Genomic DNA, 26,133 nt, shown 5'->3' on the forward strand with positions numbered 1-26,133 from the left:
CTTAAACCAAATGGCCTCCGGCAAACCCGGGGCGGTTCAGTGACACCAGCAGCGGCAACACCGAGCGAAGCAAAGCCGCCCATTGTGGGTTTAGATTCGCGAATGATTGCTCAATGCGAGCGACCGCTGCGTCCGCGATGTCACCGACTTGATTCATGTCGCTTTGGAATTGATCCAGCTTTGCACCGAGCTGGACCACAAGGTCATTAGCCAAAGGCATTACTCCATGATTAATTAATGCGCGTCCGACCGGGCTTGTAGCCCAAATGGGCCACGACGCGCCGCCGCCGATGCAATACACTGCTTCCTCGCCCAATGGTTGTGAGTGGGAATTACTGATGCGTGTCGCGTTCGTTGCAATCGTCGTTTCAGCCGGTTTATGGGCGCTCTTGCGTTTACCCACGTAGGCCAGTGATCGACTTTGAAATTTGGTTTGGCTTGGCCGTACCCTTCAACCAGCGCCATCGGCAGTTTCTCGAATATCTTCGGGCTGGCGAATGGGTACGCTCTATTAACTTACCCGATCAGCCGAAACTGAAACTGACGTTGCTCCGCAATCAATGGATTGAGGCTCAAGAATCCGGCTGTGACGTCAGCTATCGCATCACAGCAAAAGGTATCACTGAGATGGGCAAACCTCGGAGGCTTCGCTAGACTTACGCGGTAGCCCCTCCATCACGACCGAAACGCGTCAATCGCGTGAGCGACGGGAATGCCGAAGTGAACCTCCTCCGAATTGATGGACACCTGTAGTAGGCTCGAAGAGCCAGGAGGTGTCGGATGGAAGGACGTCAACGTCGGTCGTTTACGGACGACTACAAGCGGCAAGCGGTTGATCTTGTAGCGTCGAGCGGGCGCTCGATCGGATCTGTTGCCAAGGAGCTTGGCCTGCGCGATTCCGTGCTGCGGCGGTGGGTGGAGCAGCGCCGGGCCCGGCGGACCACGCGGCAGAGATCGCGCGTTTGCAGCGAGAGAACGAGCGGCTGCGCATGAAGCGCGACATTTTAAAAAAGCCGATCGCGATCTTTGCTGGAACACGGACATGAGATTCCGCTTCATGCAAATCCCTGGTCACCGGCAAACGGCGGGCTCTTTTCCCAGCTTTCAGAAAGGAGCCCGAGACCACGGATCGAAGGCCGCGTCGTCGACCGAGGCCGCATGCAGTTCGGCGAGCGCCGCGTCGCGGCCGGCGGCATGGACTTCTAAGCCCGACCATTGAGCTCGCAAAAGATACGAGAAGGGCCCGGTATCGCTGTCGGGCCTTTCCGCATCATACTCCGCCTCGGCCATCTTGCGCATAACAGTTTGCAAACCATCCGCCGTCTCAGCCAAGCTCGCTAACGATTTTGAAAATCGCCCGCTGCACATTCACTACCAGCAAACGAGGACATTCGATGAGTGCCAACGCTATCCTGGAAAACGTACGACGATATCGCACCATCGCTTCGCTATGCCGACAGACCGCCGCGTTCCGTTCAGCGCAAAAATGGACGCTATTGGAGCAGGCATATGAATGGGAGCGTCGGGCGATCAGCGAACTAGAAGGCTACTTTGCAATAGCGATGGCGGATCCCGTTGGGATATTGCTGCCGCTGCGTGATGTGTGGCAGGATTGAATGGTGGTTTCACCTTACTACCCGTTTGCATACCTGCCGGCACCCCTTGGTCCCCGCACAATTATTCTGCCAGCTCGTCGAGCAGGGACTCGGCCTGTTTCAAGTCCAACGTGTCGAAGCCCTCGGTGAACCAGCCGTAGACCGGCGCGAGGAGATCGCGTGCTTTGCCGTGTTTACCCTGGTCGCGCCAGAGCCGGGCGAGGCTGGAGGCGGCGCGCAGTTCCAGCAGGCGCGCATTTTGGCCGCGCGCGATTTCGAGCGCGTGGCGGTAACTGCCTTCCGCCTCGGCAGCGTTCCGATCCGATTGTGCCAGCAGCACGTCGCCGTAACACCGATGCACCTGGGCATCGAAAACGCGCTCCTCGGATCGTTCGACGCACGCGAGAGCCTCCGTAACGGCCGCGAGCGCGTCGTTAGCCTGTCCAGCTCTCAAGCATGCCTCGGCCAACACCACGAGATGCATGGGCATGAGCAGTGACGCTTCGGCTGCCCGCCATTTGGCAAGTCCGTCGCGTAGCTGTCTCAGCCCGGCCTCGATGTCGCCGCCTTCGACCTTCGACCAGCCGGCATAAATGCCGCCGCCCGCGAGCCAAAACGCGAAACCCTGTTTCGAGCATTCGGCGATGAGGGCCGCCGCGCGTTGACGCAGCAGCCCCTCGTCGCGACGGAAGAAATGGCAATAGCACGCATGCAACAACGCAAATGCTGTGCTGGGGCGATGCGACAGCGTTTCGGCATACGCGATTGCCTCGTCAATTCTCCGAAGCGCCTGATCGAGATAACCCATCTGCGTCAGCGTGAGCGAAGCCAGATAACCTTTGCACGCGACGAGCGGATCGTAAGCGTATCTAAACGCGAGATCGCGGTGGGTGTCAGGGTCATAATGCCCGATCGCCTGTTCTAGATGCGCGCGCGCCGCGTCAAGCTTGCCGAGATGGATCAGACTGATACCCACCGAGCGGTGGCCAATCACCAGCGCGGCGGCATCGTGCGTGGATTGCGCGGCGTCGAGCGCCCTCTGGGCCACCTCGTGGCTCGCTCGCAATTCGGCTCGAACCAGGTGAAACACGTATTGGCCATACAGCGTCGGGAGAAGCTGAGACGTATCCCGAAGCCGCTCACAAAGCTCAAGGGCACGCGCGAAAGCAAATCCGGTCTCCGGCGCCGCCCAACCCCTGGTCGCGATCAGAGTGCCGCCCAACGCGACTTGAAGATCGAGTTCCAACCGAGACCACTCCGGCGTCTCCGCCAAGGTGCCGAGAAGCGACAAAGCGCGCGTCAATTGGTTCCGCGCCTCGATCATTGCCGAGCGCCGGATGGCCAACTGGGCCGCCTTGCCCCAGTACATAGCCGCCTCGTCGATTGCTCCCGCTTCGGCGCAGTGATGCGCGAGCAGTTCCGGTCGCGCCTCGATCTTCTCCGGGAACCACTCCGCCAAACCTCTGGCAACGCGCGCATGGAGGTCCCGCCGCGGTTTTCGCAACAGGGTGGCGTATGCCGCGTCCTGCAGCAGCGCGTGCTTGAAGAGATAGGTGGCCTGCGGCGGCGTACCTCGCCGAAACACCAGCCCGGCATCGGCGAGCTGATCGAGCGCGGCATGCAGTTCGGCGTCACGGCGATCCGCCACCGCTGCGAGCAACTCGTAGGAGAAGTCCCGGCCGATCGTGGCGCCGATCTGGGCGATCTCCTTGGCCCAGGGGCCGAGCCGATCGAGCCGCGCCATCAGCGAGGCGTGCAGCGTTGCGGGGATAGCAAGCGCTGGGTGTGGCGCTCTGGCTACGAAGCTCGCGCCTTCGTCGTTCGCGGCGCTTTCGAGCGCGGACTTTGTCAGCTCCTCGACGAACAGCGGGACGCCGTCGGTGCGTTCCACGATCTCATCCACGATTTCATCCGGCAGGTCCTTGTTGCCCGCGATCCGCCGCACCAGCGCGATGCCCTCTGCTCGATCGAGGCGATTGAGCGTCAGTGTCGTGACGTGCGCCAGGCCAACCCACGGCGGCGCATATTCGGGGCGAAACGTGACGACTAGGAGTATGGGCAAGCCACGAACCCGGTCGACGACGTGATCGAACACCTCCCGGGAGCTCGGATCGCTCCAGTGCGCGTCCTCAAAGATCATCAGCACGGGAAACTGGCGGGCCAAGCCCTGGAGTTGCCGGAGCAGCGCCTCAAACGTCTTCTCTTTTTTTTCTTGCGGCGCGAGGGAGAGAGGCGGGAAGCGGCCTTCAGTCGGTAGTAACAGGAGTTCGGCTAGCAGCGCCTCGTCTTCTGGCGGGGGCGCGACAGAGGCAAGTAGCGCCGCCAACTTCTCAAGCTTCGCCTCGGGCGTGTCCTCACGTTCGAAGCGCGCAGCCCGTTCGAGCTGCGCGATGATGGGCTGCAATGCGCTGTCCTGATGGTGCGGTGAGCAGAAATAACGCAACCGCGTGTGCGGCTCGAAAGCAAGTCGTTCCATGACTGCTGCAGAGAGCCGTGACTTGCCAATGCCCGGTTCGCCAGAGAGCAACACCACTTGGCCCTGGCCGGTCTTTGCTTTCGACCAGCGACGCAGCAGGAGTTCGAGTTCTTCCTGGCGCCCGATGAGTTCAGTCAGTCCACCTGCGTGCAGGGCCTCGAAGCGGCCCTCGGCTAAAGAAGGTCGTAGCGCTGCCCAAGCTCCGATGCAGCCCGGAATGCCTTTGATTTCCCGGGGTCCCAGGTCCTTTAGTTCAAACAGATTGCCCAGGAGCCTTCGCGTGCTCTCGGCAACGATCACCGCGTTCGGGTCAGCCATGGCTTGTAGGCGCGCGGCAAGATTGGGGGTTTCTCCGATGATTCCGCGCTCCTGTGCCACCCCCGATCCGATCAGATCGCCAACAACCACCAGCCCGGTCGCGATACCCACGCGAGCTTGCAGCGGAACGGAAAATTTGAGCGCGCGCACTGCAGCAATCGCTTCCAGTCCTGCGCGCACGGCCCGTTCGGCGTCGTCCTCGTGCGCCTGCGGATAGCCAAAATAAATCAGCACGCCGTCGCCCATGTATTTCGCGACGAAGCCGCCGAAGCGGCGCACAGTATCGGCGACGCACGTCTGATAGGCCGAAATGACCTCCCGCAGGTCCTCGGGGTCCATGCGTGCGGAGAGCGACGTCGAACCGACAAGGTCCGAGAACATGACGGTGACCTGGCGACGCTCCGCGGTGTCCTTGGCGGCTTTGCGAGTTTTCGGAGGAGCGTGGGATAGGGGCGCCGGTGCGCTCACTTCAGCGCGCAAAGCGGCGATGGCGTCGAGCAGCTTGCGGCGATGCCCGACAAATCCGACACCAAGCTCCTTCAAGTCCTCCGCGGTCAAATTCCGCAGGACCGTGTCGTCGATTTTATTGTCGCGGAATACGGCCTCATACTGTTCGAGGCCAAGCCTCCGCAGCCAACCTCCGACGTCCATGGCGGCCGCCCTAGTTCGCCTAACGCTGGATGATCCCTCAGACGAGAGCGCCTGTCTAGGGTTGCCGCTTTGGATGATCAGTCGTGGCGAGGCAAGGGCCACGGCACTGCCGGTTCGACTGTACTAAGAACTGATTAACGCGTCGAAAAATGGGTCCCAGATATTTTTGAGATACGTGTCGGCGCACGCGAGGCCCCGGCCCGGCCATGCATCCCCGCGGGGTGAAAAATCGAAGGCTCGCGGTCGGAGGACCCGACACGGCTGTAACGAGCGACCAACCGGTCGCATCAGTCACCGCCAGCGCGGCATCCCATGAAACGCGATCTGTACAGTGAAGTCTCGGCGCGCCTCGTTGCCGAACTGGAAACCGGCGCGGCATTTCTCTAATTAGCTCAGTTTGTTAGGTGGTGCCAGGGGCGGCGGCGTACGCTTTCAGCGCCATGGTACTGCCAGAGGCCGGGGCCGCGTTCGATTGGCGGCCGGTCGCCGGCTTCAGCGCGGGCGACGAGGTGTTGAAGAACCCCAATCTCAAGACTGTTTTCCAAGCAGCAATCAAACGCGGCTTCGCAATCGCGTCGAACGATTGATCGGCGGGCCGCGTCAGATGCCGCGCCGCAAATCAACTGCGTCGCGTGACGCAGTTGAAAGCGTGTCGGGAAGTCTCGGTGCCTGCATGCCAGAACGGTCTCGGCCTGCTTTCTGCGATCGATCCAAGCGCCGCTCGTAGTGGGCCGCCAGCTGCAAAGGCCGCAACTTGATGAAGGGATCAGCTTGTTCGGCGAGCGCCCGCACGGTCCGCGCCCGCTCCCTGCAAAACTCGTCGTCCATGGCGTCCCCGCTGAATGACCGCGGGCTTGTACCAGTTGAGCGGTTGGACTGTCTGTGACGCAAGTTACATTGCCTTGGAAGTTCTCTCCGCAATTCGCAGACGTTTTGGGAGGCAATCACGCATCTCACTCCGTAATGAATGCGACGCCAACCCATCCATCTTTGCGCCAGACGACGCTGCAAGAGAAGGCATTGCTGGGTGGAACGATAAGCGTGAACTGGTCAGGAAGAGACGATGGCGGATCATCTGCCTTCAACGCCGCGCCGTTCTCTGTGATGTCGCGCACGACACAGCACAGTGACATGTCACCAAACCTGATCAACGCATTATCCAGCGATGGATTGCGCACAGACTTTCGCCGGTCGGGAAAAGAAATCATTTCCGTGCCCATCAATAACTAATGCAAATAAGATCGATGCTGCACGAGAAAGCTTGCGTTTCTGCTAACGACGAAACTGGCTGTGCAATGTCACGCTGTTCGCCGATCGGATCGGCCTTTCCCGCGGCGGCGACGCGGCCTCTGACGACGGTTTCGGGGCGGATCAGACAATGTTGCCGCATCCGTCGCTGGCTGCCTGGCCGGTTCGCTCGTCGGCGGATCGTCGATTGATCGAAGCGGGGATCTTCGAACGGCGACCGCAGTTTCGAGCGCGGCCAAAAATAACTGCCCTTCCTCTGTAATTTCCCAACCCGCTTCACTGCGAAGCACGAACTTAGCCGAGAAGATATTCAGATCCGGTGCATGTTCGGCCAACCGTTTCATGCGATCAGTCCAGTCCTTGCCGCTGTTCATCAAGATCGCAACGGCGTGCCGTACTTCAGCAACGGAGGCTCGCCCGGCGGACTGGCCGGCCAGCACTTTCAAGACGGTCAGTTGGAAGGACACTTCCACGTCTCCGGTCTGGCTGGGTGCGAAGTCTAGGCGAGATCGGTCAACCGCCGGTCAAGTACTCTGACTGATCCGCGGCGACGGCGTGATCAATGTTACCCGTTAACCTCAAACAGCAAGGTTAAGAACTGAATTGCGTTGCTGCCACTCGGTCTGCGTCCAATCATCGTGCCAGCCGTGCGGATTGGCTTTGGTCATGCGTACCGCGCGGTCAGGGGCCGCCGTTCTCCGGGAGAGACTGTGGCCCCGCTTAATCTGGCGGCCCGATGACAGACACCAGCTGCAAGAAAGCGACGATGCCCGGCGCCGAACCCGTGAGGGTCATGTTCGTTTGTGAGGGCTGCATGGCCGTCTACGAAGCCAGCCAAGTATCGCGGCGGGCGACTATGTACTTCAGATGCGAGCAATGCGACGGCATCGTTTATCGGTGGTCCGGCAACTACGATTACGTGCAATGGAAGCGCTATCCAAAGGAGCACGGGGGTAGCGCTGACCCTGCCCCTCAACGCGGCCGATCATCCACTCGCGCGCGCTGAATGCCACGCAGCACTGGCAGCCGGCTGTAGCGACGTAGAGCCTCCTCTCAATCGCCTGGTCTGAGCGACCGCTTCGTGAAACCGTCGACCGTCCACGACGCTCCCAAGACCTTCTCGCCGTCAAATTTGACGATCAACGTCGTCTCCCGTGCGTCGTCGTCGACACGACGACGCAACGACAGCGACAGTTCATTGAACTGGAAATCCAATGCGCGGACGCGACCGCTCTCTGACAAAACAAGATAGCCGCCGTCGCCGTTGCGACGAAGAATGTCTACCGCAATTCTTACGAGCGCCTTGATACGCTCAATTCGTTCGACCGTGTTCATATTCGCCGTTGAGTAACTGAACTTCCGCCGCGATTTTCGCGATGCCCTCGCCGATCGTGATCAAGACTGAGTTTCGGGTTCTGATCAGAGAGATCGCGATTTCGTCGCCAAGCCTTGGGTGTTGATCGGCGCTGCTTTTGACCCCCAACCGGCGCCCAACATTGACCCCGCCTGATATGCAGTAATCGCCTGGATTCATTTCGAATTGAAGCAATGAGCCGGGGTCAATGTTGGAAGCCGAAAGGGGCAATATTCGGCGCCGCGACACAGGACGAACATGACCGAAGTAGCCAAACAAGCTCGCGCGAAGCAGTTGCGCTTCAGCGCTCCAAGATGACGGGCGATCTTCCATTCTGGCCAGCGGCGCTGCGGCTGGATCAGGCGGCCGCCTATTGCGGGCTCTCGACCGACACATTCAAAGAACTTTGCCCGGTCAAGCCGATCGAATTCACGCAATCGCCCCGCGGTCGGCGCCCTTCGCGCCCGATTAGACGCTTGGCTTGACCAGCTCGACTGCAAATAGCGGGGTCCCGCCGCGCCGCAAGATCGGCGACATAGATCGGTCCGACCGACTCATGACGAAGCGCTTCCGATCGCTACACGAATTGCTGCTTTTCGCCGGCGAGGAAGACTTGGCGATAGCCGTCTTGGGACTAGGCCAGCTTCGCCAGTAACCGCGCCCCCATGGTTTCAGAGCTTGGGATGGAGCAGAAGTGTCCGCAATTTCTCGCTCAATTGGTCGACCGAGAACGGCTTACAATCGCGGGCGCCTCCCGGAACTCCTGCTCAAGGGGCGGTCCGCCATAGCCCGTGCTGAACAGGAACGGAATTTTACGATTGCGTAAGATGCGAGCTACAGGAAACACAAGCTCTCCAGCGAGATTCACGTCAAGGAGCGCCAGATCGAAGGATGTCTTTGTCGCGAGTTCGCAGGCCTTTGATACGTGCGCCGCTGAGGCGATCACCTTCAATCCCAATTCCTCAAGCATGTCTTCGATCATGAGGGCGACCAAGCCTTCATCCTCAACAAGGAGCACTCTGGTGCCGGAGATCTCAGCCATTGGATGCCGGAAGTATGATGGGAAACACCAAGCGGCAGCGTGCACCCTCCGGCTCGAACTCCAGATCGAACTCTCCCGCCAGGTCATGCTCTATGCAACGCTCCATCAGCCGCGTGCCAAATCCACGCCGCTTGGGAGGCGTGACTGGTGGCCCCCCACGTTCGCACCATTCGCACTCGAGCGTGCTTTGGACGCCCCCGTCCATCCGCCAAGTGAGCGACACGGATCCATCCGGCAGGGAAAGTGCGCCGTATTTCACCGCGTTCGTCAGAAGCTCGTTGAAAGCCATGGTGACACTCAACGCGGTGCGCGCGTCCAAGTCGACGTGCGGCCCCTCTGTCACGACCCGCCCGCCAGACACGGGAGCGACGATATCGTCAACCAACTTTTCGAAAGGGGCATCCTGCCAGTTTCGTTGAGTGAGCAGGTCGTGCGCTCGGGCAAGCGCAAGGAGCCGTCCCGTGAACGTCGGCAGAAACTCCTGCAGATCAGCGGCATGGCGGGCGGTCTGGCTCGCGAGAGACTGCACCGTTGCCAAAGTGTTTTTCACACGGTGGTTCAACTCGTCGATGAGGACCTTCTGAGCGTTTCTCAGCTCGCTTGCGCTCGCTGATGTCGACCAGCATGTTGATAGCCCCGACCAAGTTGCCCGCGGCATCTCGCAGCGGGGTCGGATAAGGAATGAACGGCACGCGTCCGCCGTCCGGACGCTCGGCCACCGCCTCGGCACCGCGAACCGGTCGGTTTTCGCGGAGCGCTACGGCCATCGGGCATTCGTTGTGCGGCAGCGGCGAGCCGTCGGGCCAATAGAGTCTCCAGGTCACGCACCACTCGTCGCCCGGCTGTGGCGTTCTCCCAGCCATCTCCACCGCGGCGCGATTGTAGAAATTGATCCGGCCCTTTGCATCGGTCGTGTAGATCGCAGCCGGCAACGCCTCGAGAAGATCGCGCATGCGCTGCTCGCCTTCGCGCAGACGGTCTTCCAGCTGTTTGGTCGCGGTGACATCTTGGGCAACCCGTACACCGTACAGAAAGCGACCTTGCGTATCGCGGACGGACGAACTGAAAATGTCGAGATGCCGCACTGACCCGTCAGGCCGGAGTGCGCGCTTGCGAATGGTGTAGTTCCCGATGTCGCCGCGCACCTGCCGCGCGTACAGCTCGGCATCCTCGGCCTGGTCATCGGGATCGGTGTAGTCGAAGAACGTCATTCCGAGCAGCTCGTCGCGTGAGCGGCCGGTGATACGGCAAAGAGAGTCATTCACCCGCAAGAAGCGTCCGTTCTCGTCGATCTCGGAGATTCCGACGCTGGCCGCCTCATAAATTGCAGCAAGCCGCGCTTCACTAGCTTGTCTCGCTTCCTCAGCAGCATGCAATTTGCTGACGTCAATGGTGAAGCAACGCGTGTTGGCGAACTTGCCCTCCACAAAGCGGCTGTTCGATGTAATCAGCACATGCTTGACGGAGCCGTCACGCGCGCGAAGCCGGGCAGGATAGCGGTCGAGCCGCTCGCCGCATGAGAGGCGCTGAAGGATATCGCCGATAATCGGAGCGTCGGCATGGAAATCCGCAACATGGCGGCCGACGTACTCCTCCGGTCTGTATCCCAGCATATCCAGCTCGGCTTTGTTGGCGCGAAGGATGATCCCTTCGCTGCTGACGATATGCAGGCCCACGGCACCGTTCTCGAAAAAGTCCTCCAGATCCTGCGTCTTCTCCTCCTCGACCTGCTTGCGGGCCGTGACGTCTTGGAAGCAATTGATGGCGCCTTGGATACGGCCAGAGTGGTCGCGCAAGGCGCGGATATTGACCAAGGCTGTAAAGCGAGAGCCGTCCGGCCGCGCCATGAGGACTTCGGCATTGCGCGTGGGCGTACCGAGACGAACGGCCGTGGCCATGGGACAGTCGTTGCGGGCGAGCGGCGTTCCATCGAGCAGATAAAGTTGATGCGACCCGCAGAAGCGCTCCTTCTTGGAGATATCCGGTGTTCGTCCCCACAATTGAGCGGCCTCGGTATTATGGGCGACGAGGACCCCGTCTGCATCGCAAAGGTACACCGCACCGGGAATGGCATCGAGAGCGGCACTACCGGCAGCGACCAGCGCCTCGAACTCGGTCGGCTGCCGACGAGCAGAGAGCGGAAATTCTTCGACATTCGACATGAAAACTGCTCTCGGGGGGTCGGAACCGCTGTTCGAAAAAGGATATGGGCAGACGCCCCCGTTGGCCCGCCGAACCCTGCCCAACGTCCGGAGAGCCGGAGGGTTCCTGAGTAGTCGTCACTTAGTTCGGGAATAGGCATGTAGGTGGCGGCGACCGGAGGCGTGATCGCCGGCGCGGTCATCGGAGGGCTTGCCTCCTCGGCGTATGCCGGGGACCACGTCCGGGCTACTATGACTACGGTCCAGGGTACTATGGCGCCGGGTACTAAGGCGGACCATACGCCTACGACGGCGGACACGATGCTCCGTAATCACGTGCCGAGATCTTTAGTTTCGGCGATGACCCACACACCGCCCTCGCCCGTTCGCACTTTTGACGATACGGCCGATGTCGTTCGCGCCGATCTCGAGCTGCGCCGTGGCGCGTGCCCTATCCGATGGGGTTCTTTGCCAAGCAGATCGATGGGCGGATCGATGAGCAGCGGGCTGGAAAGGCCGTTCGGGTGACTTCCGGCAACCGCACACCGTTTCATATCGAGGCCATCGACGCGCCACATCCGGGAGCGACGGACGCCACACTATCGAGCCCCCCGGTGGTCCAGTTCCAGCTTCGTCCGGACGCGCTGGCCCACTAATCCGCTGGTGACGTGCACACGCCCGAGTTCGCGTACTGTCTACTTTTCAAGGTACCGAAGGAAGGCAGCCGCAAAATCATTTTCCCAAGGTGCAGTTTTCTCATACGAGACCTTATCCCCGAGGCGCAAGGCTGTGACCCACTGCCGCGCCTCGAACCGGTTCAAGGGGACCTCGTTGCAACGCAGCTCGCCTTTCGACGATGGCATGGTTCAACAGTTCAAGCACCAGGCCAAAGGCTGCCAGCTCTTCTTCTTCGATGGCGGCATCATCGTAACTTTCGAGCGTTTCCGCGATGATTGCGTCAGCCTCGCGCTGCAGGGCTAGCAGTTCCTGGTTGGTTTCCGCGGTCCGCGCGCTGGAAACCATGGCCAGGAGCCTGTTGCGATGGCTGGTGTTTTCCTCCCTTTCGTCCCGATTCAAATAGCGACGCAACCAGGCACCGGCCGAACCGATCGCAGAGAGAAGCAGGAGAGCGAACCAGAAGTAGTCGCCGTATCTGTCAAGAAAGCTGCGTTCGTTACCTTCGATGACGGCCGCCGCTCCCCGGTGCACCGGCAGCTCGGCATCTTTCTCGGTGTCAGGCTTGGTAATGTGTGCAGCTCCCGGCACTTGTCTGGCAATCGCCTGACGGATAGCGAATAATTGCCGGAAAAAGGCCGCCACCGTCGTTTCAGACAAGGTCTTTCGCGCCACGATCAGATGGCTGACGCTAACCGTCTCAACCTTGTCATCTGGCCAAGCCGGATCGGCATTGAAGACGCCGGGCGGAATTTCCTCGGATTCATACCGCGGGTGCTTCAGAGCGATGGCTTCCGATGTCTCGATCGCGAGAAACTTCGGCGCGCCTCGCACGCGGGTCGTTGCAGCGATGGCGTCGGAGGTGATTTTACTATCGAGCGGACCGACCGCCATGAATGCATCGAGGGTCGGGTCGCGTGCCAGCTCCTCGATGTGGTCCGTGCCAAAGTTCATAATTGCGACCGTGTCCGCCTGCACGCCGGAGGCGCCAAGGATAACCCGCAGGAAAGCGGCATTCGCCGGGGTCCGCCCGATTACGCCGACACGATGCCCTGCGAGATCGGCGATCTCCTTGATTTTCGGCGCGTGCTTTCTTTTGGAGGTCTTGCCCGCGGGTCCGGAAGGCGCCCACAGCACAACCAAGTTCTTACGCAGCGTGGCGACGGACTGCGCGTCGGCGGGCATATCCAGGTCGCCGCGACCGACCGCAAGATCGGCCTTTCCAGCACGAAGCAACGCGAGGGATTCGACCGCCCCGTCGGCTTTGATCGGGGACAGCTTGACAGTTCTGCTTTCGCTGGCGAAGGCATCGGCCATCGCCTCAACTACTTTGTGATCATCGCTTCCGGGAGGTCCAACCGCGATCCGGAGAACTTCCGGCCGCAGCGCATAATACAGCGCGCCCGCTGCGGCGCCAAAAACAAGAAATCCAACGACCAGGACGAGCAGCAATGAATTGCTCCTTCTCCGCCGTCGGCGGGCAGCGTCATTGGTTTTGTCTGTGTCGCTTGACGAGGACATGTGCCACTGCCAGCCAGAGATCAAAGCGCGTCCTGCTTCCTAGGATATCTGCCGCGAGCGCTTGTGGAACAGCGAGTGATGAACAACTAGGCAAATCACGATACTCGCCGTCTTTCTTCGCCTGCAGCGGTGGAATCCTGGGTGCCGAGCAACTTCAACGCGGTCTCGATCTTGGCGAGGAGCGCCTGGATTTCGGCTCGCTCGTTCGGGCCGAGATCGGCTTCGAGCCGCGCCAGCAATTGCTCCTTCTGTCCCAGGAGCTTCACAATAGCAGACATCTCATCACCGCGAAAACGTAATCGACGGCGAAAGGGCCGCTCAGAGAGCGGCCCCTTTTCTAGTTCACCAGCTCCGGGTGCCGAAGCTGAAACCGATGCTTGGGCCACCGCCGTAGTAGCCGTAGCCGCGACCGTAATAGCCTGGACCACTGTAATAGCCGTAGCTGCGGCGGACCACGTAGCCGTCGTCTCCGCCGTAGTAGCGTTGGACATAGCGGGGACCGCGGGTCCGGTAGCAGCGGCCATACTCGTTACAGACAAGACGGACCTGCTCGATGTCCGAAGCCTCATTCGACGCGATGGCTGCAGGTGCAAGAGGGGCCGCACTCGCAGACGACGCCATCAAGGTCGCGGCGAGAGCTCCAAGCGCGATGTTCTTCATGGATATTCTCCTTCCTTGGCGAGATCAGTCGATCTCTTCGATGATGCGACGTTCATGGGGTTCGACGATGTAGGTCCGGCTGTCCCGGTTGATGTACCGGTATTCGCGAAGGGTCGGAGCATCCCGATAGACCTCTTCGGGAAACGCTTCGATCTCCACGCCTTCCGGCACGCGCTCTCCGGTGCGGATCTCGGTACGAACCGAGCTGCCGGTGGTGGTGCGCCGCTCGCGCTCGACCGGCCGCTCCTTGGCGTGCTTGCGGATGACCTCGCGGTCCCTGTCGCTGAAGGTCGTCTTGCGCTGTTCGGTGCGCGCCGGCGCGGCCGCCGTGGAGCGGCCCGAGTACGGCAGGACCGCGACGATCTTGTAGCTGGAGGGCTCCACGATCACGATCTCGTCCCTCACCAGCACGAAGTTGTAGCCCCGGTACTGGGGCACGATCTCGACGACCTCCGCAGGCAGCGGCTGCAGACGTACATCGCGCGGCACGGCCGTACCGACCGATAACGAGAAGTTCACGTTGTTGAGCGGTTGCACATTCAGGTGTGAAATCGACGTGCTGATCCGGGTCCGCTGCTGATCGTTGATGTTCACGGACGCATTCACGTCCGTGCTCGACGAGCGATTGGCCGTGTTCTGCTGGCTGTTCGGCTGCTGGGCCGTGGTGGTCGAATTGCTACCCGTCGGAGACTGAGCCTGATTGGTGCCCGAAGCCGGTGGGTTCGCGCTCTGCGTCTGATTGTTCGCAGGCGGATTGGTCTGCGCCTGGTTCGAAGGCGGATTAGCTTGGTTGGAGGGCTGGCTGGTCTGCGCCTGGTTGGTAGAGTTGTTCGACGTGGGCGCCTGCGTGGTGTGGGTGCCCGTACCGGAGTCGGACGTTTGGCCTGCAGCGCTCTGGCCGGTCGCTGGCGGAGGCTGCGTCTGCGCCGCATTCGTCGAAGGGTTGGTCTGCGCGGATCCCGGAGCGGAGTTGGACGACGGTGTCGACGTCGAAGAGGACGGCGGCGTCGACGTGGAATCCTGTTGACGCTGCGTGGCCGACGGATTGGAGCTCGACGTGCTCGGAGAAGATTGTGCGAGAGCCGAAGTCGCGAGCGCGACCGCGGCGGTCGTAGCCAACAATAAACGCTTGTTCATCTGAAATCCTCCTAATTGGTCGCCGAACAACACCGGACGAAGGGCCAGGTTCCAGAACGGGAAGTTTCGGCAAATCGGCTGAGGCGGCGCCGGCGGAAATTCTTCTCGCCGCGAGAAATTAGTCTCGCGACATGAGCGCTGTGCCTTCCAACTACCGGGAAGAAACGGAACTTCGCGCCCGCCTGCTCGTTGGCAGTGACTACTTAGAAGCCAATGGAGGAGATACAATGAAGAAGCTGATCGTGTGCGGCGCCCTCGCCGCCTTCGCCCTCGGCACCCAGGCCGCCAGCGCCGCCGAGTTCTACATCGTTCGTGATGCGACGACCAAGAAGTGCACCGTTGTCGACACCAAGCCGACAACGACCACGACGACGGTCGTGGGCGACGGCGTCTACAAGACCAAGACGGAGGCCGAGTCCGCCGTGAAGACCACCAAGGTCTGCACCGAACAGTAAACGGCCATCGCAGGGCCGAGCCGGCCTCGCGAAAACGTTTTGAAGGCCATTGGAGAAGAAGATGCCTGTACTGATTTTATGGGCCGTTCCCCCGTGCTCGTTGTTGGCGGCGTCGGCTATTGGATAGTTCACATGCACTGAGGGAACGGTCCGCGTGAAAGGCTCGCCCACAAACCGGGCGAGTTTTTTTGGATCATTGGGCCCGGCAGAAAAAAAGGGCCCAGCGGGGCCCTTTTTCCGTGAGTTCTCGTCGCACTAATTGTAGTCCGAGTATTTGAACTGCGGGAGCGCCTTCAATTGCTCCTTGTTGCCGCTCATGACCGCGTGGTCCGGGACCCAGTCGTTCGCGTTGCGGTTCGTCGTATTCGTCGAAGCCGCGCCGGTGGTGGTGTCGCGCGAGTTGGTCGAGGTGCTGCTCGAGCTGGTCCGGACCGGCTCTTCGACGAACTTCAGCTTGTCCATCGAGACGGCGATGTCGTGCTCGCCCATGCCCAGAAACCCGCCGATACCGATCACCACCGCGTTGATCTTGCCGCTCTTGTCGACGAGCAGTTCGTTGATGTCTCCGAGCTTCTCGTTGGCCTCGTTGTAGACGTTCAGGCCTATCAGCTTCGAAGCGCGCCAATTTCCCTTGACCGCCATCTTCGCATCGGCCGGCTGGGCCGTGACCGCCGGCGCGGCGCGATCGGCGGGCTGGGTGGATTGCGCGAACGCGCCGCCGCCGATCACGGCAGTGCCAAGCAGAGCGACGGCAAGAAAACTTTTCATCGATTATCTCCTCCAACGTGAGCCGCACCCGTTCAAGATGCCGGGCCTCAACGCCCGCGATTGCCACTTGTTCCTGATCGCTCTTTCAGTCGGAACGGGGCGCAAAGAATTCTACCCATGCTTGACGGGGGTTAGGATCCAGTCCACTAACGATGTTCGGTGCTCAAGAGGCGGACGACAATTCCCTTGCCTTGGGAGCGAAGGCAAGCCTACCAAGCCTGGTTCGAACAGTCTTCCGCTTGCTTCGCGGAGTCGCCGGCCTGCTGGACCTCCGGCTGTGGAGGAGGCACTTCGTCCGCAAGAGCGGCCGTTGCGAGAAGAACAAAAGCCGCCGTGGAAAGAATGGTTTTCATGCGAGCCTCCTGATCGGCAACTCAACGAAGAGGCTCCGAAGCCGTGCCGACTTCCGGGCGAGATATGGTTGACCCCGTCTAGAATCCTTCGCGTCCTCCGCGGCCGAGCAGCTCGCGATATCGGCGTTCGTACTCCTTCACCATCCGGCTCGCGGCGAAGCGCTCCTCGAACCGGGCGCGGACCACTCTTCTGTCCAGCCGGCCCAGTTCGTTCACTGCCCTGATCGCCTGCTCCTCGTTATCCACGATAAAGCCGGTGACGCCGTCTTCCACCACTTCGGGCACCGAGCCGGCTCGGTAGGCAATCACAGGTGTCCCGCACGCCATCGCTTCGATCATGACGAGCCCGAACGGCTCCGGCCACCCGATCGGAAACAGCAACGCGGCGGCCCCGGCGAGGAACGGCTGCTTCCCGATTTCGTCCACTTCGCCGACAAGTTGGATCTCCCCGCCATCGATGTTCGGCTCGAGCTTCTTCTTGAAGTAGGCCGTCTCCGCGCGCGGTATCTTGGCCGCTATCCGCAGCGGCGTCCGCGCGGCGCGTGCGATGCGTATGGCGGCTTCCGGTCCCTTGTCCGCCGTCAGCCGCCCGAGAAAGGCCAGGTACGAACCACGTTCGCGGGACGGCCTAAACAGATCATTGGGCACCCCATGCTGGATCGTCGCGATCCAGTTCGCGTCCGGAAGTGTTCGACGCTGGTCGTCGGAAATCGAGACGAAGGCCGCGTTTGGGAAAGCCCCGATCACATCGGACAGCCCGGGAAGGTCGAGCCGGCCGTGCATTGTCGTCAGGAACGGCACGCCGGTCCGGCTTAGCACCGGAAGAGGCAACCAGTCGACGTGGGAGTGGATCACGTCGAAATCGCCCGCGCGCTCGGCGATCGCTTCGATCAGCAGCGCGCATGCGGCGTTCGGATCCGCTCCCCTTCGCCCCAGGCGCAGCGCACGCGGCCAGATAGGATGGAGCTTTCCCTTTGTCTTCGAATCCCCGCTCGCGAACAGGGTGACGTCGTGTCCGAGCTCGACCAGTTCGTCGACAAGCCAGGCGATCACGCGCTCCGTGCCGCCATAGAGCTTCGGCGGAACGCTCTCGGCCAACGGAGCAAGCTGGGCGATCCGCATGCTAGGCCCCGACCACGAACTGCATGGCAATCACAATGACCGCGGAACAGAGGTATGAAATCGCTAGCAGCGTCCAACTGGGCTTTGTGCTTTCCCAAACCACCCGCGCGATGAACATCGTCACGCCCGTCAACCTTCGTCTTCGGGAAGCTGGTGCAAGTAGGCTATCCCGAAGCTGGCGAGTTCTTCGGCATCGCTCTCTCGCTCTTCCCGTCTCCTGTGCAGAAAGCACTCGAGCAGGCAGCGGCGGCTGTCGTGAACGTCAACGTCAGGGTGCGCCGCCCGGTACACGGTCCAGGCCGTCTCTGCCGCCCTTCTCACCGTGACTTCGTCGACCATCCTCACGCTCCAAGCGACCGCATCCAGTCGCTGCCAACTCAGCGCGATGGCGAAAGTTTCCAATTTTCCCCGATTCTTCGACCTTTGGTGGAGAAGCGCTCGACAGGCCGATCAGAAAGCTTTCGCCCGCGCGTGATCGCGGATCCGATTCAGCGCGATGATCTGGCCATCATGGCCCCTAAGTACGGCTCCGCAAAAGCCGGTCGACGGCGCGAAAAGTGTCATAGACGGTGGATTTTTTGTGACGAAGGCACGCGATCAGCTAGCGCGTCGATTCTTTGCCGCAGGTGATCAACCAGCCGCTTCGCACCGACAGTCATGCAGCCCCCCAAGGCACTTGGACACTTCGAGTTGAGAACAGAGACGCCGCCAATTGCGTCCCTCGTGTTCGGCGGAGCAAAACGCGGCGGAGACCCCGAGCGGTGCCAGAAGATATGGCGCGGTGCCAGAAGATATGGCGCCATCAAAAATCCTGCGCAAAAAGCAGCGCGAGACGATCGGCTTCATCAGCTTGACGGTCGCTCGGGTCGCCGGACGGCAAAGACCGTCGGTGGGTCGATCATCGCGACCATACGAACATTGTTTCCGGTGGCCATCAGTCGGCGATCGGCCTCGAACGCCACCATGGCGCCATTGCATTTGCCGCCCGAAAGAAAGGACCGCTGGCTTGCCGCTCCAGGATAAGCGGAAGGCGAACCAAGGAGCTGGCGCGCGCCCGGGCGGTGACCACGATCCTTGCCACCCGAGCGGCCGAGAAGCGCGCCGCAGGCGAGGCGCTAAAGCTGACGTTGAAGCCGACGTGCCGACCAGCATCAGGCGGGGGGGCGCCACTGGCATGGTCCTGACTCGACGAAAACCAAAAGCATCGCATATCGGGCGAGGGTCGTGCCGATCAGGAGCCGCGCCGAGGCGGACGCTATCGATTCGCGGCTGCCGCATGCGACTTATGCCGGGTTTCATCAGCCGGCCGCCACCCGCGCCGCCGGCATGTTGCCGGTTTTTCCCGACATCAGGAACGAACCGGTTTCTGCCACGTTCACCGTCCGAGGCAAACACGGAGTGGCTGAGATGGGCGCTGGCGATCAGGTCGCATGCATGTCGGTGGTGGCATTGTTCTCGCTCGCACTGATCGTGACATCGAGCCTGTTCGTGCAATCGAGGGCGGCCAAGAATCCGGCGATGCTTGCCGCGCAGCAGGTGCGCGCTCCGTTCTAGCGCTGGCAATCCGCCTCAGCTCGGTCCAGACCCACCAGCCAATGTGCGGTTTGAGACAGCACAGCCGATTGAGTTGCTCGATCAACATCCCTTCAGCGCCAAACGCGCGATGGGCGCGCTTTCCTGCTCGCCGCGACCCGGCACAATAGCACAATAATTGGCTCCGGCGCAGCCGGGGAACCGCGCCGGAGCCTTTGGGGAAGTTGATTGTGTGCGTTTAAGCAGGTCATCAACCGCCGCCGAGGCAAACCGTTCCCAGCCATTTGCATATTTTTCCCGATAAAAAGGAACGGCAGCAAAACCGGGATGTTGGCGCAGCGGCAATGGTTCCGACCTGAGGAGATATGAGATGAGACCGCTCGGCGAGACGGCCGCGGGCACCATCCTTGGGGCCGGCTTCCTGGCCGCGTCCGCGATCAGCGCATCGGCGGCGATCGCATGCGCTGGGCAGGTGTGCTGGCACACCCATGAGACCTATGCTGATCCGCGTGAATCCCGCCTCGTGGTTCCGAGGACAATTGGCGCTGGGGCCGCGAGCGATTCACCTTCCGCGAGCACGAAGGGCGCGGCTATTGGCGCGGCCGCAACTGGGTGACCTGGTGAGCACACCGACGACGTGATGAGGCCGCCCGCGGGCGGCCTCACGTTTCAGCGCATGCGATCGGCGAGGAACGTTTGCCATTTTCTCCCGTTGATCGGCGCCGGTGCCGATATGCGGTCCGGGATTGCGGTGAAGGTTGTTGATGCCTCTGGTCCGGTACTTTCTGTTCACAGGCGCGACGCTGCTCGGCCTGCTGCTTCTCACCGACTGCTATTTTTCAGCCCCGGCGCCAGTCACCGTCGCTCGCAACGACATCGATCGCACGATCATCCGCATTCGCTCGCAGCACAAATGGCCGGAGGCGATACGCATGGACACCAGCACCCCGCTCCCTGCCGCCGCGCCTGCCCCCACAGCTTCGGCGGCTGTCGCGGCGCCGGGCCCCGCTGCGCCGCCCGCGACGGTTGCGCAGGTTGATGCGTCGCGGGCAGCTCCGCCGACACGCCCTGAGCGCAGCGCGCGCCACGCAAAGCCCACCCGGCAGGCGCAGCGCGAGAGACGCCAGCGACTTGCGCAGCGCGGTCAGCGCTTCGCGAGCTATCGCGAGCCGGAATGGCAGGGCCGGTCGTTCCCGAGCTGGTGAGCCGTGCCGCACCAGTGCGTTCGTCGCTTCGATTTGCCCCGATGAATGCCGCCTGGTGTACGGCAATGAAGAACTGGCCGCGTCACTGCACGCGGCCAGTTCAATTTATGCAAGGGTCAGCCAAGTTCCATTTCGACGGCGATCCGTACCAGGTCTGAGTGGTTCTTCGCGCCGAGCTTCTGCTTGAGCAGCGACGTGGCATTGGCGACAGTCTTGTAGGAGATGCCGAGCGCTGATGCGACTTCGACGATCTTGTCGCCGCGGCCGAGCAGCCGCAAGATCTCCAGCTCCCGCGCCGACATCTGCGAGGCGGGGTTGGCCTTGATCGCGGCGCCGGCGAACGCGATCGCCTCCGCGAGATGCGGCGAAATGAACCGCTCGCCTGCCGCAACCTTGCGCACCGCCTTGACGAACAGGCGCGGATCGTCGCTCTTGGAGAGATAGCCTTGCGCCCCCATCTCCACCGCCCGCACCACGAAGGCGGGATCGTCGTTCATGCTGAACATGATGATCCGGGCGACCGGGTCGTCTTTCCGGATCCTGCGCAGCAGCTCGAATCCGGAGACATCGGGAAGCTTGATGTCGATCACGGTCACGTCCGGCCGCTTCTGGGTAAAGGCGCGCAGGCCGGCCTTGGCATCGGCGGCCTCCTCGATCTTCACCGTCTTGTCGGAAGCAAACAGGGACCGGCAGCCCGACACCACCACCGGGTGATCGTCGACGATCAATACTCTCATGGACGATTTGGAGGTATCGTGCATCATTCTCTCCCCTGCCTTTGATAGAACTTCGCGCGGAAATTGAAAGAGAAGAATCGCTGAACGGAGCCCGACGTGGCAAGACTCTGGAACAGATTCTGGAACCACCTCTCACTTCGTGCCCGGCTGTTGCTGCCGATGGCCGCGATGGTGGTCGGCGCCTTGCTGCTCGGCGGCTTCGCCCTGCAGATCGTCTCCCCCGAGCAGTTCGAGAACGAGAACGCCCAGGCCGCGCGCTCCGCCGAGCTGGTGGCCAATGCGCTGAATTCCGCGCTCGCAGTCGCCGGCAATCCGCCGCAAACCCTCGACGCATTCGCGGACAAGCTCGGGAGGTCCGAGACCATCGCATTCGTGCTGCCTGGAACGCGGCCGCAGCGCAGCGCGGCGGACCGCCACCACGGCAACATTCCCGCGTGGTTCACTGCCCTGCTCGAGGTTCCGGAGCTCGGCTCCACGCATCCGATCAGGATCGGAGCGACGCATGTCGGGGACATCGTCTTCAGTCCCGACCTGTCGCCGGACATCGAGGAGAAATGGGCGGGCTTCGTTGCGATCGTCTCGTCGAGCTCGGCGCTGATGCTGCTCGCCGCGCTGAGCGCCTATTTCACGACCGGCGCGGCGCTTCGGCCGCTGGCTCAGCTCGGCGCCGGACTGACCCGGATGCGAAACGGCGATTACGATGCCGCCATTCCGCTGGCCGGCCCTCCGGAGATCCGCAAGAGCTGTGCGGAAGCCAATCAGCTTGCAGTGACGCTGAGGCGGCTTAGCCAAGACAATCGGAACCTGCTGCGCAAGATCGTCGCCGTGCAGGACGAGGAGCGCCGCGAGCTCGCCCGGGAGCTACATGACGAGATGGGCCCGCTTCTGTTCGCGATCCGCGCCAACGCTACCGCGCTGTCGGATCCCGAGGCGGAGGGCCCGCCCGAGCCGGGTTCGCCGGCGCATGGCATCCTCAGCGCAGCCGAAGCCTTGCAACAGGCGAACAGGCGCGTCCTCGAGGGACTGAGCCCGCTTTATGTTGCGGATCTTGGATTAGCCGCAAGCGTACAGACGTTGCTGCGAAACGCCCGATCCCAGGCGCCCGGCCTCCGCGTGACATCCCGGCTCGACGATCGTCTGGATGAGCTCGATGCCCTGCTTTCGCAAACCGCGTACCGCGTTATCCAGGAGGGAGTGACCAATGCGCTCCGGCACGCTCACGCGACCACGATGGGCGTCGCCGCGATCGTCGACGGCGATCAAATCCAGCTCGAGATTTCGGACGACGGCATTGGCCTGCCGCTGGACCTGAACTTTGGGAGAGGCCTGACCGGCATGCACGAACGGGTGCGCGCGCTCGACGGAACGCTGCAGCTGGTCCGCGAGCAAGGCCAGACCATCGTGCGTTGCCGAATTCCACTCCAGAACCATGTTGCGCGATGAGGACGCGTCATCACCGCGAGCACGGAGCGCAGCGCATATGCGAAATCTTGCCAAGGGCATCGAATACAAACACAATGCGAACCCGTTTGCCTTCATAGCTCAGATAATCCACCAGCCCGTCGCCTTGCGGCGTGATCTCCTCGAGCTCGAAGGCGCCGCCGAGGCCACCGTGGACAGCTTCGGCCACCCTCTTTCCGGTGCCACTGAGTACGTGACGCGAAGTTGGAGGTGAGGACAGGGATCGAACCTGCCATCGTGCGTTTCGGGAGCCCTCAGTTGTGCAATTGCCTAGTCGGGAATGACGAAGTCGCTCTCGCATCACCGTGGCGGCGGCGCCACATTCCCCTTGCCACCGCGGCCAGAACGTTGCGAAGTAACGCGCGGGGCACAGCCGGGAGATTGCGATGGACGATCGAGCGGTACGCACGGCGCTGCAGCGCCACTGGGAGGCGTCAGATGCGAGCGATTTCGAGCGCGAGCATGAGATCTACGCCACGGATGCGGTGCTCGATTATCCGCAGTCGGGTGAGCGGATCCGTGGCCGGCGCAGCATTCAGGAAAGCCGCACGGTCCAGCCGAATAAGAAGCGATTCACGATCCATCGCATGATCGGCGGCGGCGATCTCTGGATCACAGAGTACCTCCTCACCTATGACGACAAACCGTCCTACGTGGTGAGCATCATGGAATTCCGCGACGGGCTGGTTGCCCACGAAACGCAATATTTCGCTGAGGGGTTTGCCCCCTCGCCCTCACGGGCCCATCTCGTCGAGCGCGTCGGCACAATGTAGCTCCGCGCCGGCGCGACCATTAGATTGAAGCGTCGTCGCCTGCGCTGCGGCGCTAAGGAGCCACGCCTCCTGGCGCGGTCCGTAAATGCGTTGGCATGTCCGTCGCGCGTTACCGCGAATTTAGCTACCTATAGCTCAAGCATCGCGACACGCCGGGCCGACAGTGGCCTGCGCTGTTGAGCGTTGTTGTCCTTTGGCGTGATGTTTCTCCTGAAATTGCCTGTCCCATATCGCTTCTGAAAACTTATCGCTGCCGCATTACGGGGGCCTGCCCGAGGCATTACACCGGCGGCACAGGCCGGCATCCGGCCAGGCGACCTTATCACGTCGGTCAACGGCAACGCGATCAAGGACTCGGGCACACTCGCGCGAGAGATTTCAGCGATGGCCCCGGGTAGCTCGGCGAAGCTCGACATCGTTCGCAAGGGTGAGACGAAGACGCTCACAGTGACGCTCGCCAAGATGCCAAACGATACAAGGAAAGTTGCCCGGGCCGATGAGCCCCAGCAAGGGTCGAAAGGCATTCCTCACCTCGGATTGTCGGTTGCGCCGTCAGGCGATGTCGGCGGCGCCGGCGACAGGGGTGTCGTTGTCACGGCGATTGAGCCGGATGGTCCGGCGGCCGAGCACGGCCTGCAATCCGGCGACGTCATCCTTGACGTCGCAGGCAAAACAGTCAGCTCTGCGGCCGACCTGCGCAATGCACTCTCGGATGCGAAGTCCGAAGGCAAGCATGATGTCCTGATGCACGTGAAGACGTCGGACAACACCCGCTTCGTCGCCATGCCGATCAGCTAGGCATGACGCTGGCCGGCCGTCGCGTGTTCTCCAGTCGCGACGGCCGGGCTCAGTATCTCGTAAGCCGCCCGGTTTTGCAGACCGTACCCTAGCCCGCCCGGGTCTTTCGCCATGGATCTCATTGTCATCACCGGGCAATCCCGGTGATCGACCGCTGACAATCAAACCAGCAAGGACAATTGGCATAAGCGCCTGTTCCGAACACGCGGGTTCGAGACGTTCGCTGATCTCTATGTTTTTCGTTTGTGGAGGGCTGCCGGCCGTTCCGCCTCAGCTAGCGCCGCAGTCTTGGTTTTAAAAGACCAACGTCGTGTTCTTGCGTGTCGGGCAAACGGCGCGCGCGACGAGTTCATCCTCGCTGCCACCGCCCAGAACCTTCGAAAGATGGCCAAGCTGATCCCGATGCCAACCCCGAGGCTCGTATAGGGACCGATGGGGGCAGCGCGGCCTTTTCGCGGCGGAGGCATACAACCAAATACTGCAGGTCTTTTTCAACGGAATCGGCCCATAAAAGAAACGGCCCCAGCGAGGGGTTACACGCTGAGGCCAAGTCGTCATGTCATCACGAGAGGTAGGACTTTCAGCCGATCAGCAGCCAACTTACGCTGATGAGCGCGACAAACGACATTCCAGCGAAGCTGAGAAAGCCGTATTCAACACCATCCATGCGACCGAAACTGAACATCCCCGCAGGATCGCTCGGCAGTGCCATTCCGGCATTTAGATATGCATGTCAGCGAGTTTGACCCAAAGAAACGGCCCAGCACCTCTGGGGGGCCTAGAGGCCGGTGCTGAGGCCAGTCGTCCTATGATGAATCGGGACGTGACCCAAGGTTTTCAACCTAACACGGCTGTCAGAAGTTGCTAGTTCTTCCCGCGCGACCAGACGAAGCTAGTTTTAGTACGCTCCTATCCGATGGCCACGCCAGGCAAGAGAGGAGATCAGCGTCTAATTAGCGCTTCTGGTCAGCCAAGGTGTCCCCCCCCCCCGACTGCCAGAGGAAAACCCGTATCGTTCGGGTTGGCGGCCCCCTGGTTGGGGCCGCTTTCAGTTCGCCGCGGAAGCCAAGTTATTTGATCGACCTGGCTTGCTTCTCGTTGATCTCGGCGTTGAGCAGCTCGCCGACAATGCGCTGAGGTTCGTGCTGCCGCTTGACGGCAGTTGCCATGATCTCGTCGAAGGCAGCCTTCATGCCGTAGAGCTTGAGTTCGCCCATGAGGTCGAAGATTTGGGTTCGTTCCATCAGATGGTCCTCCGGAGGTCGTCGTAGCGGGCACAATCGGCGATCGGTGCATGACGGAGCGTCAGTGCGGCCGGCGTCATAATGCTGGCCGGTGGGGCGGGTTCACGTTGACGGGCCAGGATGTTGAGCACGACATCGGCGGAATGGACGCCGTGACCGAGCGCTTCGGCACAGGCGGCTTCCACCGCCGGCAGACCGTCAGTCAGCACCGCGTTGAGGATGTCGACCATCTGCCGATTCCCATCATCGGTGCTGGCAAGCCTGCGCCGGATCCGCTCGATTGCGGCCGGCAGCACCCAGTCCTTGAAGGGAGCGCCGTTGCGCAAGGCGCCGGGTTTGCGAGCCAGCACCGGCACATAGTGCCAGGGATCGTAGGTCGTCTCGCCGCGGCCGAAGGATCGTGGGTGCTCTGCAACGATTCTTCCATCCTGACGGATCACGATGCGATCGGCATAGGCTTGGACCTCGACCGGCGCCCGACCGCGCTGGCCGCGACCGAGTACTTGTTGTTGTCGAAGCACACCAGGCAGGCTTCGAACACTTCCCAGATCGTCTGATCGACCAGCTCTGGATGGCGATAAGCCTTGGCGTAGGCGATGCATTTGTCGAGCAACCAGGCGTTTAACTCGTCGAGGTTTTGAACCGTAGCCGCGGCGTGAAGAAGCGTTCCCTGACCAGCCCGACCTGGTTCTCGACCTGCCCCTTCTCCCAGCCCGACGCTGGCATGCAGGCGACCGGATCAACCAGATAGTGGCTGCACATCTGCAGTGCGCGGCGGCGATCAGGGTGAGACTCCGCATTGCCTCGCCCTAATTGTTACCGGATGCTGAGCCGTTGCCTCACGTAAATTGCTCCCTTGGATTGGG

General features: G+C 61.6%; 29 protein-coding genes and 5 pseudogenes. 10 read left to right on the top strand and 24 right to left on the bottom strand.

Annotated elements, in window-relative coordinates:
- Nucleotide 1: 1 nt before the first annotated feature.
- Nucleotides 2-403, bottom strand: coding sequence for a hypothetical protein (locus ACE10X_RS30690; protein ID WP_157787898.1), 402 nt, complete (start codon nt 401-403; stop codon nt 2-4).
- An 8-nt stretch (nt 404-411) separates the two neighbouring features.
- On the opposite strand from ACE10X_RS30690, the gene ACE10X_RS30695 reads away from it, so the two are divergent.
- Together ACE10X_RS30695 and ACE10X_RS30700 are read left to right on the top strand one after the other, a co-directional pair.
- On the top strand, nt 412-654 hold the full coding sequence (locus ACE10X_RS30695) for a hypothetical protein (RefSeq protein WP_375763306.1): 243 nt from the start codon (nt 412-414) through the stop codon (nt 652-654).
- Between the two features lie 126 nt (nt 655-780).
- Nucleotides 781-1,013: pseudogene (locus tag ACE10X_RS30700) on the top strand (transposase); the annotation flags it as partial.
- Nucleotides 1,014-1,104: 91 nt separating this feature from the next.
- Here ACE10X_RS30700 and ACE10X_RS30705 read toward each other — a convergent pair.
- The gene (locus ACE10X_RS30705) at nt 1,105-1,299 is read right to left on the bottom strand and encodes a hypothetical protein (protein WP_157787897.1); all 195 of its coding nucleotides are present in this window, start codon (nt 1,297-1,299) and stop codon (nt 1,105-1,107) included.
- A gap of 95 nt (nt 1,300-1,394) precedes the next feature.
- Between ACE10X_RS30705 and ACE10X_RS30710 the strand changes: the two genes are divergently transcribed.
- Nucleotides 1,395-1,616, top strand: a complete 222-nt coding sequence (locus ACE10X_RS30710; RefSeq protein WP_080583276.1) for a hypothetical protein — start codon at nt 1,395-1,397, stop codon at nt 1,614-1,616.
- A 61-nt stretch (nt 1,617-1,677) separates the two neighbouring features.
- On the opposite strand, the gene ACE10X_RS30715 is transcribed toward ACE10X_RS30710, so the two are convergent.
- From ACE10X_RS30715 to ACE10X_RS30770, 12 genes and pseudogenes are all read right to left on the bottom strand, one after another.
- Nucleotides 1,678-5,040 (bottom strand): adenylate/guanylate cyclase domain-containing protein, encoded by a 3,363-nt coding sequence (locus ACE10X_RS30715; protein ID WP_209910583.1) that lies wholly within the window; start codon nt 5,038-5,040, stop codon nt 1,678-1,680.
- 600 nt (nt 5,041-5,640) lie between these two features.
- Nucleotides 5,641-5,868, bottom strand: a complete 228-nt coding sequence (locus ACE10X_RS30720) for a hypothetical protein (RefSeq protein ID WP_038383561.1) — start codon at nt 5,866-5,868, stop codon at nt 5,641-5,643.
- A 125-nt stretch (nt 5,869-5,993) separates the two neighbouring features.
- Entirely contained in the window at nt 5,994-6,260 is a 267-nt protein-coding gene (locus ACE10X_RS30725; protein ID WP_080583275.1) for a PilZ domain-containing protein, read from the bottom strand.
- Nucleotides 6,261-6,338: 78 nt separating this feature from the next.
- Nucleotides 6,339-6,755, bottom strand: a complete 417-nt coding sequence (locus tag ACE10X_RS30730; protein ID WP_157787896.1) for a hypothetical protein — start codon at nt 6,753-6,755, stop codon at nt 6,339-6,341.
- Nucleotides 6,756-7,341: 586 nt separating this feature from the next.
- Nucleotides 7,342-7,623: a hypothetical protein gene (locus ACE10X_RS30735; protein ID WP_038383560.1), complete on the bottom strand. Its 282-nt coding sequence runs from the start codon at nt 7,621-7,623 to the stop codon at nt 7,342-7,344.
- Nucleotides 7,601-7,975 (bottom strand): hypothetical protein, encoded by a 375-nt coding sequence (locus tag ACE10X_RS30740; RefSeq protein ID WP_157787895.1) that lies wholly within the window; start codon nt 7,973-7,975, stop codon nt 7,601-7,603. The genes ACE10X_RS30735 and ACE10X_RS30740 overlap by 23 nt, the downstream gene beginning before the upstream one ends.
- A gap of 379 nt (nt 7,976-8,354) precedes the next feature.
- Nucleotides 8,355-8,684 carry a response regulator gene (locus tag ACE10X_RS30745; protein ID WP_375763307.1) on the bottom strand — a complete coding sequence of 110 codons (330 nt, stop codon included), beginning with the start codon at nt 8,682-8,684 and terminating at the stop codon, nt 8,355-8,357.
- Nucleotides 8,677-10,846 (bottom strand): annotated as a pseudogene (locus tag ACE10X_RS30750) (PAS domain S-box protein). Before ACE10X_RS30750 ends, ACE10X_RS30745 begins: the two are co-directional and overlap by 8 nt.
- Nucleotides 10,847-11,593: 747 nt before the next feature.
- Complete coding sequence (locus ACE10X_RS30755; RefSeq protein WP_038383557.1) at nt 11,594-13,021, bottom strand: TAXI family TRAP transporter solute-binding subunit; 1,428 nt, start codon at nt 13,019-13,021, stop codon at nt 11,594-11,596.
- 95 nt (nt 13,022-13,116) lie between these two features.
- Nucleotides 13,117-13,299, bottom strand: coding sequence for a hypothetical protein (locus tag ACE10X_RS30760; RefSeq protein ID WP_038383556.1), 183 nt, complete (start codon nt 13,297-13,299; stop codon nt 13,117-13,119).
- Between the two features lie 64 nt (nt 13,300-13,363).
- On the bottom strand, nt 13,364-13,681 hold the full coding sequence (locus tag ACE10X_RS30765; protein WP_038383555.1) for a hypothetical protein: 318 nt from the start codon (nt 13,679-13,681) through the stop codon (nt 13,364-13,366).
- A gap of 24 nt (nt 13,682-13,705) precedes the next feature.
- Nucleotides 13,706-14,818 (bottom strand): DUF1236 domain-containing protein, encoded by a 1,113-nt coding sequence (locus tag ACE10X_RS30770; RefSeq protein WP_375763308.1) that lies wholly within the window; start codon nt 14,816-14,818, stop codon nt 13,706-13,708.
- Nucleotides 14,819-15,045: 227 nt separating this feature from the next.
- Here ACE10X_RS30770 and ACE10X_RS30775 point away from each other — a divergent pair, with 227 nt between their 5' ends.
- Nucleotides 15,046-15,273 (top strand): hypothetical protein, encoded by a 228-nt coding sequence (locus ACE10X_RS30775; RefSeq protein WP_038383553.1) that lies wholly within the window; start codon nt 15,046-15,048, stop codon nt 15,271-15,273.
- A gap of 255 nt (nt 15,274-15,528) precedes the next feature.
- Here ACE10X_RS30775 and ACE10X_RS30780 read toward each other — a convergent pair whose 3' ends face one another.
- From ACE10X_RS30780 to ACE10X_RS30795, 4 genes are all read right to left on the bottom strand, one after another.
- Nucleotides 15,529-16,041 carry a PRC-barrel domain-containing protein gene (locus ACE10X_RS30780; protein ID WP_038383552.1) on the bottom strand — a complete coding sequence of 171 codons (513 nt, stop codon included), beginning with the start codon at nt 16,039-16,041 and terminating at the stop codon, nt 15,529-15,531.
- A gap of 209 nt (nt 16,042-16,250) precedes the next feature.
- Nucleotides 16,251-16,394, bottom strand: coding sequence for a hypothetical protein (locus ACE10X_RS30785; RefSeq protein WP_157787894.1), 144 nt, complete (start codon nt 16,392-16,394; stop codon nt 16,251-16,253).
- 78 nt (nt 16,395-16,472) lie between these two features.
- Complete coding sequence (locus tag ACE10X_RS30790; protein WP_375763309.1) at nt 16,473-17,516, bottom strand: glycosyltransferase family 4 protein; 1,044 nt, start codon at nt 17,514-17,516, stop codon at nt 16,473-16,475.
- 129 nt (nt 17,517-17,645) lie between these two features.
- A complete protein-coding gene (locus ACE10X_RS30795) occupies nt 17,646-17,855 on the bottom strand; it encodes a hypothetical protein (RefSeq protein ID WP_038383578.1) in 210 nt (69 codons plus the stop codon).
- Between the two features lie 885 nt (nt 17,856-18,740).
- Here ACE10X_RS30795 and ACE10X_RS30800 point away from each other — a divergent pair.
- Nucleotides 18,741-19,070 carry a hypothetical protein gene (locus tag ACE10X_RS30800; protein WP_038383550.1) on the top strand — a complete coding sequence of 110 codons (330 nt, stop codon included), beginning with the start codon at nt 18,741-18,743 and terminating at the stop codon, nt 19,068-19,070.
- Between the two features lie 81 nt (nt 19,071-19,151).
- On the opposite strand, the gene ACE10X_RS30805 is transcribed toward ACE10X_RS30800, so the two are convergent.
- Complete coding sequence (locus ACE10X_RS30805; RefSeq protein WP_157787893.1) at nt 19,152-19,394, bottom strand: hypothetical protein; 243 nt, start codon at nt 19,392-19,394, stop codon at nt 19,152-19,154.
- A 419-nt stretch (nt 19,395-19,813) separates the two neighbouring features.
- Here ACE10X_RS30805 and ACE10X_RS30810 point away from each other — a divergent pair, with 419 nt between their 5' ends.
- The gene (locus tag ACE10X_RS30810) at nt 19,814-20,254 is read left to right on the top strand and encodes a hypothetical protein (protein WP_051002879.1); all 441 of its coding nucleotides are present in this window, start codon (nt 19,814-19,816) and stop codon (nt 20,252-20,254) included.
- Nucleotides 20,255-20,370: 116 nt separating this feature from the next.
- On the opposite strand, the gene ACE10X_RS30815 is transcribed toward ACE10X_RS30810, so the two are convergent.
- Nucleotides 20,371-21,015 (bottom strand): response regulator transcription factor, encoded by a 645-nt coding sequence (locus tag ACE10X_RS30815; protein ID WP_080583279.1) that lies wholly within the window; start codon nt 21,013-21,015, stop codon nt 20,371-20,373.
- 72 nt (nt 21,016-21,087) lie between these two features.
- On the opposite strand from ACE10X_RS30815, the gene ACE10X_RS30820 reads away from it, so the two are divergent.
- On the top strand, nt 21,088-22,434 hold the full coding sequence (locus tag ACE10X_RS30820) for an ATP-binding protein (protein ID WP_375763310.1): 1,347 nt from the start codon (nt 21,088-21,090) through the stop codon (nt 22,432-22,434).
- Between the two features lie 10 nt (nt 22,435-22,444).
- Here the strand turns inward: ACE10X_RS30820 and ACE10X_RS30825 are convergent, their stop codons facing one another.
- Nucleotides 22,445-22,621 carry a hypothetical protein gene (locus ACE10X_RS30825; protein WP_245376359.1) on the bottom strand — a complete coding sequence of 59 codons (177 nt, stop codon included), beginning with the start codon at nt 22,619-22,621 and terminating at the stop codon, nt 22,445-22,447.
- A gap of 217 nt (nt 22,622-22,838) precedes the next feature.
- Between ACE10X_RS30825 and ACE10X_RS30830 the strand changes: the two genes are divergently transcribed.
- The 3 genes and pseudogenes from ACE10X_RS30830 (at nt 22,839) to ACE10X_RS30840 (ending at nt 24,023) form a co-directional block, all read left to right on the top strand.
- Nucleotides 22,839-23,225, top strand: coding sequence for a nuclear transport factor 2 family protein (locus ACE10X_RS30830; protein ID WP_038383547.1), 387 nt, complete (start codon nt 22,839-22,841; stop codon nt 23,223-23,225).
- A gap of 321 nt (nt 23,226-23,546) precedes the next feature.
- A pseudogene (locus tag ACE10X_RS30835) lies at nt 23,547-23,621 on the top strand (hypothetical protein); the annotation flags it as partial.
- Nucleotides 23,622-23,672: 51 nt separating this feature from the next.
- Nucleotides 23,673-24,023, top strand: coding sequence for a PDZ domain-containing protein (locus tag ACE10X_RS30840; protein WP_244435738.1), 351 nt, complete (start codon nt 23,673-23,675; stop codon nt 24,021-24,023).
- Nucleotides 24,024-24,603: 580 nt separating this feature from the next.
- On the opposite strand, the gene ACE10X_RS30845 is transcribed toward ACE10X_RS30840, so the two are convergent.
- From ACE10X_RS30845 to ACE10X_RS30855, 3 genes and pseudogenes are all read right to left on the bottom strand, one after another.
- Nucleotides 24,604-24,735, bottom strand: coding sequence for a hypothetical protein (locus ACE10X_RS30845; protein ID WP_276325845.1), 132 nt, complete (start codon nt 24,733-24,735; stop codon nt 24,604-24,606).
- 361 nt (nt 24,736-25,096) lie between these two features.
- Nucleotides 25,097-25,267 (bottom strand): annotated as a pseudogene (locus ACE10X_RS30850) (IS21-like element helper ATPase IstB); the annotation flags it as partial.
- A gap of 8 nt (nt 25,268-25,275) precedes the next feature.
- A pseudogene (locus ACE10X_RS30855) lies at nt 25,276-26,044 on the bottom strand (IS21 family transposase); the annotation flags it as partial.
- Nucleotides 26,045-26,133: the final 89 nt, after the last annotated feature.

The sequence above is a fragment of the Bradyrhizobium sp. Pha-3 genome, assembly GCF_042258325.1.
In the GTDB taxonomy this organism is placed as follows: Bacteria; Pseudomonadota; Alphaproteobacteria; order Rhizobiales; family Xanthobacteraceae; genus Bradyrhizobium; species Bradyrhizobium elkanii.

What these genes read in the sequence shown, in the direction of transcription:
- ACE10X_RS30735 (WP_038383560.1), bottom strand. Translation starts at nt 7,623, where the DNA reads ATGAACACGGTCGAACGAATTGAGCGTATCAAGGCGCTCGTAAGAATT.
- ACE10X_RS30705 (WP_157787897.1), bottom strand. Translation starts at nt 1,299, where the DNA reads ATGCGCAAGATGGCCGAGGCGGAGTATGATGCGGAAAGGCCCGACAGC.
- ACE10X_RS30830 (WP_038383547.1), top strand. Translation starts at nt 22,839, where the DNA reads ATGGACGATCGAGCGGTACGCACGGCGCTGCAGCGCCACTGGGAGGCG.
- ACE10X_RS30815 (WP_080583279.1), bottom strand. Translation starts at nt 21,015, where the DNA reads ATGCACGATACCTCCAAATCGTCCATGAGAGTATTGATCGTCGACGAT.
- ACE10X_RS30740 (WP_157787895.1), bottom strand. Translation starts at nt 7,975, where the DNA reads ATGGAAGATCGCCCGTCATCTTGGAGCGCTGAAGCGCAACTGCTTCGC.
- ACE10X_RS30720 (WP_038383561.1), bottom strand. Translation starts at nt 5,868, where the DNA reads ATGGACGACGAGTTTTGCAGGGAGCGGGCGCGGACCGTGCGGGCGCTC.
- ACE10X_RS30745 (WP_375763307.1), bottom strand. Translation starts at nt 8,684, where the DNA reads ATGGCTGAGATCTCCGGCACCAGAGTGCTCCTTGTTGAGGATGAAGGC.
- ACE10X_RS30770 (WP_375763308.1), bottom strand. Translation starts at nt 14,818, where the DNA reads ATGAACAAGCGTTTATTGTTGGCTACGACCGCCGCGGTCGCGCTCGCG.
- ACE10X_RS30715 (WP_209910583.1), bottom strand. Translation starts at nt 5,040, where the DNA reads ATGGACGTCGGAGGTTGGCTGCGGAGGCTTGGCCTCGAACAGTATGAG.
- ACE10X_RS30755 (WP_038383557.1), bottom strand. Translation starts at nt 13,021, where the DNA reads ATGTCCTCGTCAAGCGACACAGACAAAACCAATGACGCTGCCCGCCGA.
- ACE10X_RS30725 (WP_080583275.1), bottom strand. Translation starts at nt 6,260, where the DNA reads ATGGGCACGGAAATGATTTCTTTTCCCGACCGGCGAAAGTCTGTGCGC.
- ACE10X_RS30765 (WP_038383555.1), bottom strand. Translation starts at nt 13,681, where the DNA reads ATGAAGAACATCGCGCTTGGAGCTCTCGCCGCGACCTTGATGGCGTCG.
- ACE10X_RS30760 (WP_038383556.1), bottom strand. Translation starts at nt 13,299, where the DNA reads ATGTCTGCTATTGTGAAGCTCCTGGGACAGAAGGAGCAATTGCTGGCG.
- ACE10X_RS30795 (WP_038383578.1), bottom strand. Translation starts at nt 17,855, where the DNA reads ATGGTCGACGAAGTCACGGTGAGAAGGGCGGCAGAGACGGCCTGGACC.
- ACE10X_RS30810 (WP_051002879.1), top strand. Translation starts at nt 19,814, where the DNA reads ATGCCTCTGGTCCGGTACTTTCTGTTCACAGGCGCGACGCTGCTCGGC.
- ACE10X_RS30790 (WP_375763309.1), bottom strand. Translation starts at nt 17,516, where the DNA reads ATGCGGATCGCCCAGCTTGCTCCGTTGGCCGAGAGCGTTCCGCCGAAG.
- ACE10X_RS30775 (WP_038383553.1), top strand. Translation starts at nt 15,046, where the DNA reads ATGAAGAAGCTGATCGTGTGCGGCGCCCTCGCCGCCTTCGCCCTCGGC.
- ACE10X_RS30710 (WP_080583276.1), top strand. Translation starts at nt 1,395, where the DNA reads ATGAGTGCCAACGCTATCCTGGAAAACGTACGACGATATCGCACCATC.
- ACE10X_RS30785 (WP_157787894.1), bottom strand. Translation starts at nt 16,394, where the DNA reads ATGAAAACCATTCTTTCCACGGCGGCTTTTGTTCTTCTCGCAACGGCC.
- ACE10X_RS30845 (WP_276325845.1), bottom strand. Translation starts at nt 24,735, where the DNA reads ATGGCACTGCCGAGCGATCCTGCGGGGATGTTCAGTTTCGGTCGCATG.
- ACE10X_RS30780 (WP_038383552.1), bottom strand. Translation starts at nt 16,041, where the DNA reads ATGAAAAGTTTTCTTGCCGTCGCTCTGCTTGGCACTGCCGTGATCGGC.